The sequence below is a fragment of the Streptococcus sp. HMSC072C09 genome (genome assembly GCF_001813105.1).
In the GTDB taxonomy this organism is placed as follows: Bacteria; Bacillota; Bacilli; order Lactobacillales; family Streptococcaceae; genus Streptococcus.
This window is the reverse complement of record NZ_KV811501.1, coordinates 218275-232888: the sequence shown is the minus strand read 5'-3', so window position 1 is coordinate 232888 and position 14614 is coordinate 218275. Positions and strand designations below refer to the sequence as shown.

Below are 14614 nucleotides of genomic sequence, written 5' to 3'. Positions count from 1 at the left end.
CTTAACCCCTGTGTAACAAACAAAGATAAGAAAAGAGGCCTATGAAAAAACGAAGTGTAATAGTTGGAATTCTTCTAGTAGTCCTGCTATTTGTATTTGCTCCTTCTGCCCATGCTGGTGTTGGTAATACAGATAGTGGTGGCAGTAGCTTGATTGATTCAGGTGGCGGTAGCAGTTGGTCCGATAGTGGCAGTAGCTGGTCCGATGGCGGAAGTAGTTGGTCTGGTGGCAGCAGCTGGTCTGGTGGATCCAGTAGCTACAGTTCTAGTTCTGGAACAGACTCTGGTGGTGTAGTGGCAGTTTTTGCTATCGTTGGATTGATTGGATTTATCTATAATATTGCAAAAGAGGCTAATGATAGTGATGAATCATTCTCTTCAAATAGTGGTCCAAAACGGACAACCGAAGAGCGGGCCGGTCGACCAATTGAAAATAACTATGAAGCGATTCGCCGCATCCGTAAACTGGATCCAATGTTTGATGAAGACCGCTTCTTGTCGCAAGTCAAGCTGGTTTATCTTCAATTGCAGTCTGCTTGGACAGAAAAAGATTGGAATTCCGTACGGAATTTAGAAAGTACGAGTCTTTATGAGCAGCACTTGACGCAGTTACAAGAACATATTCGTGCCAAAACAACCAATGTTCTAGAGCGCGTGCGTGTGGAAGATTCAAAGATCAAAGACTTTATCGAAAATCCAGAAGGTAATGACCGCATCGAAGTCATTCTGTCATCGACGATGAGAGATTACATCCGAAATGATGAAACGGGCCGTGTGATCGAAGGGGATCCAACCAAAGATCTCTTTACCGTTTACCGCATGGTCTTCCTCCGTGAACATGGAGCTCAGACAGAGATCATTAAGAATTCAGAAGTCGTTAGTGATCATTGTCCGAACTGTGGTGCGCCATTGACGATTGATTCAATCGACAAGTGTGAATATTGCCAAGCATCCTTGAAGCACAATCCAAAAGATTGGGTCTTGGATGTCTACGAAGTTGTGGATGAAATTGAATTCTACAGATAGGAGAATGTATGGGATTTATTAAAGCAGCCCTTTCAGCGGGCATTTCAAGTTTTCAAGATAGTAAATTTAAGGAAGCCATTACCTTGCCAGAAGCTGTTCCAGCAACAGCTTTGGCCATTAAGGGACAGCTCTTGACCAAAGATCCAGATGGGCGCTCTCGTCAGAGCAACCAAAATACAGGTCTATTGACAGATGGCTCTGTTGTCATTGTTCCTCAAGGCTATGTTGCTCTCTTGGTCAATAATGGAACTTTTCTAGGAGACCTTCTAGAAGCAGGGAGCCACGAATGGCAAGCCGGTGAAAATGCCTGGTTGTTTGAAAAGGGGGGTGTGAAAGGAACGTGGGATCAGTTCAAGAATCGTTTCTCATTTGGAGGCCAAGTGGTCACCCAACAAGAAATTATTTTTGTGCGGATGCAACCTTTTACAGGAAATAAATTTGGCACCCAAAATCCAGTTGAGTACTTTAGCGACCGTTACCAACAACTTCTTAGCATTCGTTTTTATGGTCTTTATGATGTTAAAGTAGCAGATCCTGTACTCTTTTACATCAGTACAGTCAGTCGTCAAATCACTGCAGATAAGCCGTTTACCTTGGAAGATGTGGCTCAGGGAACCTTGCGCCAAAATCTGGCTCCAAAAATTGCAGTGGCTATTTCAAAATATACGGCTGAAAATAAGGCAGACATCTACAATATCAATGCGGACCAAGATGTCTTCAATGAAGTTGCAAAACGCGAAGTCAATAAAACGTGGACAGAATTATATGGTATCGAATTAACTAATGTCCTCATCGAAGATTTGAGCTACGATGCAGACAGTATGGCCAAGGTCAATAAACTGGACAGTGAATTGGCAGCGATGAAGTACAATACCATTGAAATCGAAGAACGTCGTGCTCGCAATGAGGCCTTGGTGGCAGCTGCTAAAAATGAAGGTGGCAATGGCATGAACATGATCATGGGGATGAACTTGGGTCAAGCCCTTGGCAATGACCTTCAAAAACAAGCCTCTCCAGCGCAAGACAAGCCTCATACCTTCTACATTGAAGTAGATGGAAAATATGTCCATGTCACCAAAGATGCGGATGGTAATATTGTGCCTGTGGACCAATAAGGAATAGTGAAGATGGAGTTGGAGATATAGAGATTCTAAGGACTCGTTCCTGCAATCTCTCTCCGCCTTCTAGCCTTCCTAAAAAGAGAAAATTGCTGTTTGAGAAAAATCAAATAGTGTGTTACAATAAAGAGTAATCTATTTTTAAAAAAGAGGTAATAAAACATGATCGAAGCAAGTAAATTGAAAGCTGGTATGACTTTTGAAACAGCTGACGGAAAATTGATCCGCGTTTTGGAAGCTAGCCACCACAAACCAGGTAAAGGAAACACTATCATGCGTATGAAATTGCGTGATGTCCGTACTGGTTCAACATTTGATACAAGCTACCGTCCAGAAGAAAAATTTGAACAAGCGATTATCGAAACTGTTCCAGCTCAATACTTGTACAAAATGGATGATACAGCCTACTTCATGAACACTGAAACATATGACCAATATGAAATTCCAGTTGTGAATGTAGAACAAGAATTGCTTTACATCCTTGAAAACTCAGAAGTAAAAATTCAATTCTACGGAAGCGAAGTGATCGGTGTAACAGTTCCTACAACTGTTGAATTGACTGTTGCAGAAACTCAACCATCTATCAAAGGTGCTACAGTGACTGGTTCTGGTAAACCCGCTACAATGGAAACTGGTTTGGTCGTAAACGTTCCTGACTTCATCGAAGCTGGACAAAAATTGGTCATTAACACTACTGAAGGAACTTACGTTTCTCGTGCATAAGAGACATCTCAGGGTGTCAAATAGAAAGGAACTTCTATGGCAACTGAACAATTTGGTGACATCGTTATTGCACCACGTGTATTAGAAAAAATTATTGCGATTGCGACAGCAAAAGTAGAGGGTGTCTATTCGCTTGAAAACAAGAGTGTTTCAGATAGCTTATCCAAACGCTCACTTGGACGTGGCGTCTACCTTCATACAGAAGAAGATGGTCAAGTTTCAGTAGACATCTATCTCTATTTAGAATATGGAGTGGCTGTACCATCTGTCGCTGTAGCCATTCAAAAAGCAATCAAGTCTGCAGTTTATGATATGGCAGATGTAACCTTGGATGCTGTCAATATTCACGTTGTCGGTATCGCAACGGAAAAATCTCCAAAACCAGACTTGAAAGACTTGTTTAATGAGGACTTCCTCAATGACTGATGAAATTTTATTAGAATCACGTCGAGATTTGCGCGAGCGTGCCTTCCAAGCCTTGATGGCCTTGGAATACGATGGAGACATTGTTGAAGCTTGTCGCTTTGCTTATCTACATGACAAGGACCTAGCAGAAGACAAAGAAGTCGATCTTCCTGCCTTTCTCATGAATCTCGTGACGGGTGTCTATCAGTCAAAAGATCAACTAGACCAACAAATCGGTCAACATTTGAAAACCGGCTGGACTGTTGAGCGCTTGACCTTGGTAGAGAAAAATATCCTTCGTCTGGGAATTTATGAAATGACAGAGTTTGATACACCACAGATCGTCGCAGTCAATGAAGCGGTGGAATTGGCCAAGGCCTTTTCAGATGAAACCTCTTCACGATTTGTCAACGGTGTCCTCAGTCAATTTGTGACAGAAGAATAAGTAAAAAGAGCCTACTGGCTCTTTTTTTTGGTAAAAAATATCCCCACAGTTTCTACTGAGGGGATATTGCTTTTAGACACTTTTTCCAGAGTGGAGACTAACGGGCAAGAAATAACCGGTAGTCGCTACTTTTTTTCCTTCGATCTTTTGGAGTAAAAGATCCACCATGAGGATAGCAATGTCTTCGAGGGGTTGTTGGATGGTTGTCAGTTCAGGTGTATAGGTCTCGATGAACTGGGTTCCATCATAACCAATCACTTTCAAATCCTGAGGAATCTGAATATCTAATTCTCTAGCGACTTTCATGATCAAGATCGCCGTCAAATCATCGGAGGCAAAAATAGCATCTGGTTTATGGTGGGTTAAAATCTGTTTGATTTCCATTTCTTTGCGAATAGGGGAGAAATCACTGGAAACATTAATGATCATGGACTCAGGTAGGACTGATGCAAAACCCGCATGACGCAAGCCTGTTGGGGAGTTGGAGTTGTCATTACCTGTGATCATGATAATATTTCGGGCTCCGGTTTTTACTAAAGTTTCTGCTGCTAACACTCCACCAGCGTAGTTGTCTGAAGAGACAACCGGAATTTCTGGGGAGAGGTTGCGGTCAAAAGCAATGATAGGAGCAGTTACCCGGTTGTAATCTTCAATGCCCAAATTATGGCTTCCTGAAATGATACCATCTACCTGGTTAGCCTCCAACATTTCAATGTATTCGCGCTCTTTTTCGGAGTCGTGTTCACTATTGCAGATGATGGTTTTATAGCCGTGTTTGAAGAGTTGGTGCTCTAGTTTATCGATTAATTCAGCATAGAAAACATTGCTGATGTTTGGAAAGATCAAGCCGACTAACTTGGCTGATTTTCCTTGGAGGCTACGAGCAACATTGTTAGGTTTATAGCCCAATTCTCGCATGGCTTCTTGGACTTTTTGGATCGTTTTTTCAGACAGGTATCCTTTTTTATTGATGACCCGTGAGACAGTAGTAGGGCTGACACCGGCGAGTTTGGCGACATCAGTTAGCTTTGCGACCATAATCAAGTTCGTAGTAAGTTCCAGTCGGGGTTCCAGACTTGATCAAGATTCCATTTTGATCTGCATGTGGGTAGACCCGACCAGAAAATACTTTTTCTCCTTTATTGATAAAGATTTCAAAAATCGAATTGTCAATGAAAATATTAGCAGTTGTCGCTTGGTTAGCGATTGAGCAGCTACGGCTCGTACCAAAGTCTTGGGCATATTGCTCACCAGTCTGGCTACGATCGACTGTGACCAATCCTTTAGCTAGATCAAATGTGAGAGCTAAGCCCTTTCCTTCTGCATCGGCAAAGAGGACGATTTCGTTCTGGCTATCCTTTTCAAACTGCAATTCCAATTCATAGCAGTTCTTGGTTTGTGCCTTGTTGGCAAATTCCTCACTCTCAGCGCGCAAGTCCTTGATGGCTTCGACTGGGTATTGGTAGAGTTTTCCGTCTTTGATGGTTAATTCTTTGACCAGTGAGAGAGCTCCTTGGTAGTCATAGGAATCCGTTGGATAAGAAACGTCTGGAAGACCTAGCCAGCTAACAGCATAGGCACGTCCATCGGGAGCATTAAATCCTTGAGTCGCATAGGCTTCAAAACCATAGTCGAGATTATGCAATTCAGATACATCAACCATTTTGGCCTTTTCTGGATCAAAGCTTGCCCCGATCTTGTACATATTTGGATAGATATTGTCATAATCGAGAACGGATTTATCTAAGCCTTGAGGACAGTAGAGGAGAACGGGTTGGTCTCCAACAAAGACTAGGTTGGGACATTCCATCATATAAGCTGTCCGATCGTTTGCAAAATCCAAATCACCGACTGCAACCCAGTTGGTATAGTCGTTATCTACAGCCTTATAGAGACGGATGAATCCTTTCTTCTCAAGGTCTTGACCGCCAACGATAGCGTAGAATTGACCCTTGAAATTAAAAATCTGTGGGTCACGGAAGTGATCCGTAGAGTCAGCCGGTTGATCAATCAAGATTTTGTCAATTTTTTCAATCTTTCCGTCCTTGTCCATCAAAGCACCGACTTGGTAAGGATGACGAACCCATTCTGCATCACGAACATTTCCGGTGTAGAATAAGAATAGTTTGTCACCAAACTGCATGGCTGATCCGGAATAAGCTCCATGGCTATCCAGATCTGTGTCTGGAAGAAGCGTTACACCAGTTTCTTTGAAATGAACCAAGTCTTCACTTTCTGTTTGTACCCATGATTTTAACCCATGGGCTGCACCAAATGGGAAATTTTGGTAAAACAAGATCCATTTTCCATCAAAGTAGGAAAAACCGTTAGGATCATTTAAGAGACCAGCTTTTGGCTCAACATGATAGTGTGTATGCCAAGGAGATTTGGCCATATGATCTTGGATGGCTTGCTTTTCCTCTTTTGTCCAGTCTTCGTAACGTCTGTAACGACGTTCAGTTGTCCATTCCATTTTAGTCCTCCGAATTTTTTCTTACTTCCATAGTACCGATTTCCTATTAAAAATGCAAGCGATAAATGAAAGAAATGGCCAAAAAATGTCAAACGATTGACATCTATTTTGCGGCTTGAAGAAAAGAGGAGAAGTTGAAAATTCATGAAAAAATGAAAGAAAATGAAAATAAAAGACTGAATCAAAGCGCCGAAAAGCGTATTATAGGCCTATCTTTTAATGAAAATAGTTTCATACTGTCAAAAAGTGTCAAAATATCCAAAAAAGTTTCAAAAAAATCCTGCAAAACGCTTGACATATTTTCAATACGTGGTACAATTAAAAACGTAGAAACGATTTAACCGTTTACATTACAAAAAATAAGGAGATTTTTGCAAAATGTCAAATACAGAAATTGCAAAGCAGGTCATCGATGCAATCGGTGGGGTTGAGAACGTTAGCAGTGTTGCTCACTGTGCGACTCGTCTTCGCGTGATGGTAAAAGATGAATCAAAAATCAACAAAGATGTTGTTGAGAATATTGAAAAAGTACAAGGTGCTTTCTTTAACTCAGGTCAATACCAAATCATCTTTGGTACTGGTACTGTAAACAAGATCTATGATGAAGTAGTAGCTCTTGGCTTACCAACATCATCAAAAGATGAAATGAAAGCAGAAGCCGCTAAACAAGGAAACTGGTTCCAACGCGCGATCCGTACCTTTGGAGACGTTTTTGTTCCAATTCTACCAGCAATTGTTGCGACTGGATTGTTTATGGGGATTCGTGGTGCCATTGCTCAAGACCAGGTTTTGGCTTTGTTTGGCACAACAGCAGATGCATTTAAATCTACTGATTTTTATACCTATTCAACAATTTTAACTGATACCGCGTTTGCCTTCTTCCCAGCCTTGATTTCATGGTCTGCATTCCGAGTATTCGGAGGAAATCCTGTTCTTGGGATTGTAATTGGTTTGATGATGGTTAGTCCGACACTTCCAAATGCGTGGGTTGTAGCGGAAGATCCTTCTAAAGCAGCAACATACTTTGGTATCTTCCATCATGTGGTTGGATTCCAGAACTCAGTTCTTCCCGCTTTCTTCGTTGGTCTAATTGGTGCGAAACTTGAAAAGTGGCTCCATAAGAAAATTCCAGATGTCTTAGATTTGTTATTGGTTCCATTATTCACATTGACAATCATGTCATTCCTCGCTTTGTTTATTATTGGTCCATTCTTCCACAGTATCGAAGAATATGTACTAAATGTAACTAAGTTTATTTTGAATTTACCATTTGGTCTTGCAGGTCTTCTTATTGGTGGCGTTCATCAGTTGATTGTCGTTACCGGCGTCCATCATATCTTTAATCTTCTTGAATCACAATTAATTACTGCAGATAAAAAAGATCCATTTAATGCAATTATTACAGCGGCTATGACTGCACAAGCTGGAGCTACTTTAGCAGTGGCAGTGAAATCTAAATCTCAAAAAGTGAAAGCTCTAGCATTTCCTGCAACTATCTCTGCCTTGTTAGGTATTACTGAGCCTGCAATCTTTGGTGTAAACTTGCGTTATGTGAAACCATTCGTTATTGCTTTGGGAGCAGGTGCAGTAGGTGGTTGGATTGCATCTATGTTAAATCTTGCTGGTACAGGATTTGGTATTACAATTATTCCAGGAACGCTTCTCTATCTAAACGGTCAATTATTGAAATATGTATTTATGGTTGTATTTACAACTGCCCTAAGTTTCGGTTTGACTTATATGTTTGGTTATGAAGATGAAGCTTCATCAGTTCCTGCAGAGGACAAAGAAGCAGAAGCTATTATTGAAGAAGAAACAACTGGAGCTCTTCCAGCATCTCTTCAAGACGAAACCATTATCTCTCCGATCGTTGGTCAAGCTGTTGCTTTGTCTGATGTGAATGATCCTGTCTTCTCAAGTGGAGCGATGGGACAAGGAATTGCCATCAAACCAACTGAAGGCGTTGTCTATGCACCAGCTGATGCTGAAGTAACCATTGCTTTTGCAACTGGTCACGCTTACGGTTTGAAGACCGCTAATGGTGCTGAAATCTTGATCCACGTTGGGATTGATACCGTATCAATGAACGGTGAAGGATTTGATCAAAAAGTAGCTCAAGGTGATAAAGTGAAAGCTGGTGATGTCCTTGGTACATTTGATGCAGCGAAAATTGCCGCAGCTGGTCTTGAAGACACAACTATGGTGATCGTCACTAACACAGCTGACTATGCTTCTGTCACACCTGTTGCAACTGGATCTGTTGCGAAGGGTGATGCGATCATCGAAGTCAAAGCTTAATCGAAACAATAAGTTTTCAAGGACTGGTCTATCATCTCCAGTCCTTGAATTTTATTTCTCAAAAAAAGTGTGTTTTTTCTTTAGAGAAGAGAAAAAGATTGACTACAAAATATGCTATAATAAATACAGGATATTTTTCATAATAAAAAAGGAGCCAACATGACAAAATTATATGGAAGTTTGGAAGCTGGCGGTACAAAATTTGTTTGTGCGGTTGGTGATGAAAACTATAATGTTGTGGAAAAAGTACAATTTCCAACAACCAAGCCAATTGAGACGATTGATAAGTGTATTGAATTTTTCTCAAAATTTGAGGATCTAGTTGGGCTTGCGATTGGTTCATTTGGACCAATTGATATCGATCCAAATTCAAACACTTATGGTTTCATCACAACGACTCCAAAACCAAATTGGGCCAATGTAGATATCGTTGGGGCCTTCCGTCGTGCCTTGAATGTACCTATCTATTTCACAACAGATGTGAATAGTTCTGCCTATGGAGAAGTGGTCGCACGCAACAATGCGGGTGGTCATATCGAAAACTTGGTTTACTATACAATCGGAACAGGAATCGGAGCTGGTGTCATCCAACGTGGTGAGTTTATCGGGGGAGCTGGGCACCCAGAAATGGGACACTACTATGTGGCCCAACACCCAATGGATGTGGAAAAAGAATTCAAGGGTGTTTGTCCTTTCCACAATGGCTGTTTGGAAGGTTTTGCGGCTGGTCCTAGTCTCGAAGCTCGTACGGGTATTCGTGGGGAAAACATTGAACTCAACAGCAATGTATGGGATATTCAAGCCTACTACATCGCACAAGCAGCAGTGAATGCGACAGTTACCTTCCGCCCAGACGTCATTGTCTTTGGAGGAGGAGTCATGGCTCAACAACATATGTTAGATCGTGTTCGCACGAAATTTACTGCCCTCTTGAACGGTTACCTCCCTGTACCTGATGTGAGAGATTATATTGTGACACCTGCAGTTGCCGGCAATGGTTCAGCGACCTTGGGGAACTTTGTCCTTGCAAAAGAAGTGAGCGAAAAGCTTAAAAAATAAGCAGCAATTGTCTCTTAGAGGTTAGAAACAAGAGCAAGGAGACTGGGACAAAAGTCCTAGCCTCTCAATTATTTTTAGGTTGTCGAGCAAGACGCAGTGGTTGAGTGGGCTCTACTACGCCGATTTCATCAGCTTTTACAGCCCTACTCAACTGTGCAGAGGTGGGACGACGAAATCGAATTCTAACGAATTACCGATTTCTGTCCCACTCTCTTCTTTCGTCTATCTATCAAGAAGTGAGGAAGGAATGAAAAAGAATATTGTAAAAGATGTCTTATTCTTGGGTCAAAAGTCAGAAGAAGCGACACCTGAGGATCGCACCTTGGCTTTGGATTTGCAGGACACCTTAAATGCTCATCTCCTTGAGTGTGTCGGTTTAGCAGCCAATATGATCGGGGTGAAAAAGCGAGCGATTATCATCCGAATGGGAAGTGAAAATTTGGTCCTGTTTAATCCGGTTCTCCTTGAAAAGAAAAAGCCTTACCAAACAGAGGAAGGATGCTTGTCCTTGGTGGGGAGTCGGCCGACCACTCGTTATGAGGAGATTTCAGTGGCCTATCGAGATATGAATTGGAAAGCAAAAACAATTCATTTGTCAGGCTTTCCGGCCCAGATCTGTCAGCATGAAATGGATCATCTAGAAGGCATTATTATCTAAAGATGAAGGATGGAGTCGATTCGGCTCCTTTTTTTAGTTCTTATGGAAACTTTTTTCTTGACAGGGATCTTTTTTGTGTTAAAATAGTTCTCATAGTAACTTTAAAGTTCTTAAGAGAACTATTTGGAGGAAATGATGGACAAACCTTTACTAGAATTTAAAAAAATCGGTCATCTCATTCACCTCATGGTAGAAAGAGAGGCCAAGAAGAGAGGGCTTGAATTTAGCGCAGGACCCCAAGGTCAGGTATTGGGCTTTTTATCTCATCGTGAAAAGGAGGGGAAAGTGACCTTGATTCGGGATGTTGAGCAGGAACTTCATATCTCAAAATCCGTGACGAGTAACCTGATCAAGCGCATGGAGAAAAATGGCTTTATTTATCTAGAGCCTAGTCCAACCGATAAACGGGCCAAGTATGTCTACCTAACAGACAGTGTAAAAGATAAATTGAATGACATGAAACAATTCTTTGAAGAAGTGGACCAGGATATGATGGCTGGTGTATCAGAAGAAGAATTGGCCATCTTTTTCAGGGTCATGCATCAATTTTATGAGAATATGAAAAAAAGGAGCGAGGAATGATCAATATATTTCGGCGGTTAACTGCCAAAGAATGGGGCATGATTGCCCTTAGTACGGTCTTTATCTGTCTGGCTGTTTGGATGGATTTAAAGACTCCTGAATACTTATCCGATATCACGACCCTCTTAGCCAAGGATGGGACCAAGGTTTCTGATATTATGGATCCGGGAAGCAAGATGTTGCTCTTCTCTTTTGGAAGCTTTTTGATGGCAGTTTTTGTGGGCTTTTTGGCTTCAAGAGTCGCTGCCAGCTTTACGACGCGACTTCGAGGAGAGATTTTCCATCAAGTGATGGATTACTCTGATGCCGAGATCAAGAAATTCTCCGTTCCCTCTCTCTTGACTCGTACAACCAATGATTTGACCCAGTTACAAATCATGATTGTCATGGGGATGCAAGTTGTGACGCGTGGTCCCATTATGGCGATTTGGGCTCTGACAAAGATTTGGGGGAAGAGCAGTGCCTGGACAACGTCTGTTGGGATTGCGGTCTTGATGGTCTTGATTCTTCTCTCTGTTCTGGTTCTTATTGCCTTTCCGCGCCAGCAAAAGGTTCAAGGTTTGACCGATGCTTTGAATGCGACGACACGGGAGAGTTTGACTGGGGTGCGAGTGGTTCGCGCCTACAATGCAGAAGCTTATCAAAATGAGAAATTCCAGGCTGAAAACAAGGGCTTAACCCGTCTAAATCTCTTTGTTTATCGTTTGATGTCTTTGATGAACCCTGTCATGACAGTGGTATCAAGTGGGTTGACCCTTGCTATCTACTGGATTGGGGCGCACTTGATCAATGATATCGCCATGCCAAAAGATCCTACAAAGATCTTCACCAGTCCTGCATTAGCGGATCGGACCAAGGTCTTCTCCGATATGATCACCTTCTCCTCTTACGCCATGCAGGTTGTCGTTGGCTTTATGATGATGGTGGCCATCTTGATTATTCTTCCTCGTGCCTTGGTATCTGCCAAACGAATCAACCAGGTCTTAGCTTTAGAGCCGTCTGTAGCCTTCCCAAGTGAGTCAAAAGAAACAACAGGCCAAGAGGGTACCGTTGAATTTCAAGATGTTTCCTTCCGATATGGACGGACTTCCCGTGCTGTGATTGAACATGTGACCTTCTCAGCTCAGAAAGGACAAACCGTTGCCTTCATCGGATCAACCGGTTCTGGGAAATCCACTTTGGTCAACTTGATTCCGCGCTTTTACGATGCAACAGAAGGAAAGATCTTAGTGGATGGCATCAATGTCAAGAATTATAGCCACCAAGAACTGAATAATAAAGTCGGCTATATTCCCCAAAAAGCAGTGCTCTTTAGCGGCACTATTCGCTCCAATATGGAATTTGGAGAAAGTAGTCAAGGAAAATTAGAGGATGAAGCCATCTGGAAAGCTCTTGAATTGGCCCAAGCCAAAGAGTTTGTGGCCACAAAAGAAAAAGGCTTGGATACAGAAGTAGCGCAAGGAGGAAGCAACTTCTCTGGCGGTCAACGGCAACGCTTGGCCATTGCACGGGCCCTGGCTCGCAAACCTGAGATCCTCATCTTTGATGATTCCTTCTCAGCTCTAGATTATAAAACAGATCGGATCCTGCGACAAGCCTTGAAAGAAGAGCTTGCAGATACGACCAAATTGATCGTTGCCCAACGGATTTCGACTATTATGGATGCAGATTTGATTTTGGTCTTGGATCAAGGGAAGGTCGTCGGTCAAGGTACCCACAAGGAATTGCTTGCGACCAATGAAGTCTATCAAGAAATTGCCTATTCACAATTATCTAAGGAGGAGTTGGAACATGCATAAGACAAAACAAAAAACATCCCTTTGGAGCCAACTTTCTCCCTATTTGAAGGGCTTCCACCTATTTTTCCTAATTGCTATCCTCTTTTCGATCGTATCGAGTGTAATCACGGTTATTGGACCGGATAAGTTAAAAGAAATTACAGATACCATTACAAAAGGGATGGGAGGCGCCATTGATATTGATAAGATCACTTCGATTGCCCTGACCTTAGCCATCCTTTATGGAGTTGGAGCACTGGTGTCCTACAGCAGTAGTTTCATTATCTCAACCATGATTCAGCGCTTTGCAGAACGCTTGCGCAATGCCATTGCTGAGAAGATCAATCGCGTGCCCCTCCAATATTTTGATAGCCATGAACAAGGAGATACCTTGTCTCGTGTGACCAATGACGTGGATTTGATGACCCAATCCTTTAACCAAAGCTTGGTTCAAATGGTCTCTTCTATTGTCTTATTGATTGGCTCCATCCTTATGATGTTTAAGACGGACTGGCACTTGGCGGTGACAGCGATTGTGTCCGTCTTTGCAGGTTTTGCTCTTTCCAGCATCATTATGGTCAAGAGCCAGCCTCTCTTTAAGCAACAACAGGACAACCTTGCCAAAGTTTCAGGTTATGTTGAAGAAATCTATAGTGGCCACAATATCGTCATTTCCTACAATGGCCGTCACCAAGCCAAAAATCATTTTGATGCCATCAACCAAGATTTGTACCATAGCATGTGGAAATCCCAATTCTTCTCTGGGATCATGATGCCCTTGATGCAGTTTGTAGGGAATTTCGGCTATGTCATGGTCTGTATCGTTGGGGCTGTCCTCACCATTAATGGAGACATTACCATCGGGACCATTGTTGCCTTTATGACCTATGTCCGCATCTTTACCCAACCAATTAGTCAAATGGCTCAAGGCATTACCCAATTGCAATCAGCTAGTGCTGCTATGGGGCGTGTCTTTGAATTCTTAGACGAAGAAGAAATGGAAGATGAATCCCAAAAAACACGCCAATTGGAAGTGCCAAAAGGTCATGTTACCTTTGAACATGTTCGCTTTGGTTATTCACCAGATAAGACTATTATCCATGACTTTACAGCTGAAGCTAAGCCAGGACAGAAGGTGGCCATTGTTGGTCCGACAGGTGCAGGTAAGACGACCATGGTCAATCTCTTGATGCGTTTTTACGACATTCAAGCTGGTAAAATTACCATCGATGGTGTGGATACTAAGGCCATGAGCCGAGAAGAAGTTCATGATGCCTTTTCGATGGTCTTGCAAGATACCTGGCTATTTGAGGGGACCATTCGAGAAAACCTGGTCTTCAATCAAACGGATATTTCAGACGAAGCGGTGGAAGCAGCAACCCGAGCGGTTGGGGTCCATCACTTTATTCGGACCTTGCCGAATGGCTATGATACTGTATTAGATGATTCAGTGACCTTGTCCGTGAGTCAAAAGCAACTCTTGACCATTGCGCGTGCCCTCTTGAAGGATGCTCCGCTTCTTATCTTGGATGAAGCAACCTCATCTGTCGATACCCGTACAGAAGAGTTGATTCAAAAAGCTATGGACAAACTCATGGAAGGCCGGACCTCCTTTGTCATTGCCCATCGCTTGTCCACTATTCGTAATGCGGATCTGATTCTCGTGATGAAAGATGGAAATATTATCGAGCAGGGTAATCACCAAGAACTCATGACCCAAAATGGCTTCTATGCTGATCTCTACAATAGCCAATTCACAGAAGAAGTAGCGTAACAACAAGATACAAAGCCCGTAAAATGCAAAGTGAAAATAGGAAATTCTTGCAGTGAGCCATGCTCACAAGAGAATTTATCTTTTTCACACAGCATTTAGGGCGTGTTCAATTCGTGTAACGGCAAGCACTATGGTGCCTTGCCGACACGACTCACTAACTCCTCAGGTGGATAATATCGATCCACCTTCGTCCTGTCGCAATTCCAACAAGATACAAAGGGCGTAACATACAAAGTGAAAAAATGAGAGTGGGACAGAAATCGGTAATTCGTTAGA

At 42.4% G+C, this 14614-nt stretch carries 14 protein-coding genes; 12 read left to right on the top strand and 2 right to left on the bottom strand.

Going from position 1 to position 14614, the window contains the following annotated elements; translation table 11 throughout:
* Positions 1 to 41 precede the first annotated feature (41 nt).
* From HMPREF2893_RS06895 to nusB, 5 genes are all read left to right on the top strand, one after another.
* The gene (locus HMPREF2893_RS06895; protein ID WP_003008610.1) at positions 42 to 1025 is read left to right on the top strand and encodes a TIM44-like domain-containing protein; all 984 of its coding nucleotides are present in this window, start codon (positions 42 to 44) and stop codon (positions 1023 to 1025) included.
* A gap of 8 nt (positions 1026 to 1033) precedes the next feature.
* Positions 1034 to 2140 (top strand): SPFH domain-containing protein, encoded by a 1107-nt coding sequence (locus tag HMPREF2893_RS06890; RefSeq protein ID WP_070675238.1) that lies wholly within the window; start codon positions 1034 to 1036, stop codon positions 2138 to 2140.
* Between the two features lie 165 nt (positions 2141 to 2305).
* A complete protein-coding gene (gene efp, locus HMPREF2893_RS06885; RefSeq protein ID WP_003005479.1) occupies positions 2306 to 2866 on the top strand; it encodes an elongation factor P in 561 nt (186 codons plus the stop codon).
* A gap of 36 nt (positions 2867 to 2902) precedes the next feature.
* On the top strand, positions 2903 to 3292 hold the full coding sequence (locus HMPREF2893_RS06880; protein ID WP_070675236.1) for an Asp23/Gls24 family envelope stress response protein: 390 nt from the start codon (positions 2903 to 2905) through the stop codon (positions 3290 to 3292).
* On the top strand, positions 3285 to 3716 hold the full coding sequence (gene nusB / locus HMPREF2893_RS06875) for a transcription antitermination factor NusB (RefSeq protein ID WP_003008602.1): 432 nt from the start codon (positions 3285 to 3287) through the stop codon (positions 3714 to 3716). Before HMPREF2893_RS06880 ends, nusB begins: the two co-directional genes overlap by 8 nt.
* A gap of 72 nt (positions 3717 to 3788) precedes the next feature.
* Here nusB and HMPREF2893_RS06870 read toward each other — a convergent pair whose 3' ends face one another.
* Both HMPREF2893_RS06870 and HMPREF2893_RS06865 read right to left on the bottom strand, forming a co-directional pair.
* Positions 3789 to 4754: a LacI family DNA-binding transcriptional regulator gene (locus tag HMPREF2893_RS06870; RefSeq protein ID WP_049471835.1), complete on the bottom strand. Its 966-nt coding sequence runs from the start codon at positions 4752 to 4754 to the stop codon at positions 3789 to 3791.
* Positions 4735 to 6189 (bottom strand): sucrose-6-phosphate hydrolase, encoded by a 1455-nt coding sequence (locus HMPREF2893_RS06865; protein WP_070675234.1) that lies wholly within the window; start codon positions 6187 to 6189, stop codon positions 4735 to 4737. The genes HMPREF2893_RS06870 and HMPREF2893_RS06865 overlap by 20 nt, the downstream gene beginning before the upstream one ends.
* Positions 6190 to 6323: 134 nt before the next feature.
* On the opposite strand from HMPREF2893_RS06865, the gene HMPREF2893_RS06860 reads away from it, so the two are divergent.
* The 7 genes from HMPREF2893_RS06860 (at position 6324) to HMPREF2893_RS06830 (ending at position 14338) form a co-directional block, all read left to right on the top strand.
* Positions 6324 to 6530 (top strand): hypothetical protein, encoded by a 207-nt coding sequence (locus HMPREF2893_RS06860; RefSeq protein WP_070675232.1) that lies wholly within the window; start codon positions 6324 to 6326, stop codon positions 6528 to 6530.
* Positions 6531 to 6567: 37 nt separating this feature from the next.
* Positions 6568 to 8487: a sucrose-specific PTS transporter subunit IIBC gene (locus HMPREF2893_RS06855; RefSeq protein ID WP_003008594.1), complete on the top strand. Its 1920-nt coding sequence runs from the start codon at positions 6568 to 6570 to the stop codon at positions 8485 to 8487.
* A gap of 159 nt (positions 8488 to 8646) precedes the next feature.
* The gene (gene scrK, locus HMPREF2893_RS06850; protein ID WP_003016958.1) at positions 8647 to 9546 is read left to right on the top strand and encodes a fructokinase ScrK; all 900 of its coding nucleotides are present in this window, start codon (positions 8647 to 8649) and stop codon (positions 9544 to 9546) included.
* A gap of 247 nt (positions 9547 to 9793) precedes the next feature.
* Positions 9794 to 10204: a peptide deformylase gene (locus HMPREF2893_RS06845; protein WP_024054812.1), complete on the top strand. Its 411-nt coding sequence runs from the start codon at positions 9794 to 9796 to the stop codon at positions 10202 to 10204.
* A gap of 135 nt (positions 10205 to 10339) precedes the next feature.
* Complete coding sequence (locus HMPREF2893_RS06840) at positions 10340 to 10786, top strand: MarR family winged helix-turn-helix transcriptional regulator (RefSeq protein ID WP_021153785.1); 447 nt, start codon at positions 10340 to 10342, stop codon at positions 10784 to 10786.
* Positions 10783 to 12585: an ABC transporter ATP-binding protein gene (locus tag HMPREF2893_RS06835; protein WP_070675230.1), complete on the top strand. Its 1803-nt coding sequence runs from the start codon at positions 10783 to 10785 to the stop codon at positions 12583 to 12585. The genes HMPREF2893_RS06840 and HMPREF2893_RS06835 overlap by 4 nt, the downstream gene beginning before the upstream one ends.
* A complete protein-coding gene (locus tag HMPREF2893_RS06830; protein WP_070675228.1) occupies positions 12578 to 14338 on the top strand; it encodes an ABC transporter ATP-binding protein in 1761 nt (586 codons plus the stop codon). The genes HMPREF2893_RS06835 and HMPREF2893_RS06830 overlap by 8 nt, the downstream gene beginning before the upstream one ends.
* Positions 14339 to 14614 lie beyond the last annotated feature (276 nt).

Coding starts and splice junctions, on each gene's coding strand:
- efp (WP_003005479.1), top strand. CDS start 2,306: ATGATCGAAGCAAGTAAATTGAAAGCTGGTATGACTTTTGAAACAGCT.
- nusB (WP_003008602.1), top strand. CDS start 3,285: ATGACTGATGAAATTTTATTAGAATCACGTCGAGATTTGCGCGAGCGT.
- HMPREF2893_RS06865 (WP_070675234.1), bottom strand. CDS start 6,189: ATGGAATGGACAACTGAACGTCGTTACAGACGTTACGAAGACTGGACA.
- scrK (WP_003016958.1), top strand. CDS start 8,647: ATGACAAAATTATATGGAAGTTTGGAAGCTGGCGGTACAAAATTTGTT.
- HMPREF2893_RS06880 (WP_070675236.1), top strand. CDS start 2,903: ATGGCAACTGAACAATTTGGTGACATCGTTATTGCACCACGTGTATTA.
- HMPREF2893_RS06830 (WP_070675228.1), top strand. CDS start 12,578: ATGCATAAGACAAAACAAAAAACATCCCTTTGGAGCCAACTTTCTCCC.
- HMPREF2893_RS06840 (WP_021153785.1), top strand. CDS start 10,340: ATGGACAAACCTTTACTAGAATTTAAAAAAATCGGTCATCTCATTCAC.
- HMPREF2893_RS06870 (WP_049471835.1), bottom strand. CDS start 4,754: ATGGTCGCAAAGCTAACTGATGTCGCCAAACTCGCCGGTGTCAGCCCT.
- HMPREF2893_RS06855 (WP_003008594.1), top strand. CDS start 6,568: ATGTCAAATACAGAAATTGCAAAGCAGGTCATCGATGCAATCGGTGGG.
- HMPREF2893_RS06890 (WP_070675238.1), top strand. CDS start 1,034: ATGGGATTTATTAAAGCAGCCCTTTCAGCGGGCATTTCAAGTTTTCAA.
- HMPREF2893_RS06895 (WP_003008610.1), top strand. CDS start 42: ATGAAAAAACGAAGTGTAATAGTTGGAATTCTTCTAGTAGTCCTGCTA.
- HMPREF2893_RS06845 (WP_024054812.1), top strand. CDS start 9,794: ATGAAAAAGAATATTGTAAAAGATGTCTTATTCTTGGGTCAAAAGTCA.
- HMPREF2893_RS06835 (WP_070675230.1), top strand. CDS start 10,783: ATGATCAATATATTTCGGCGGTTAACTGCCAAAGAATGGGGCATGATT.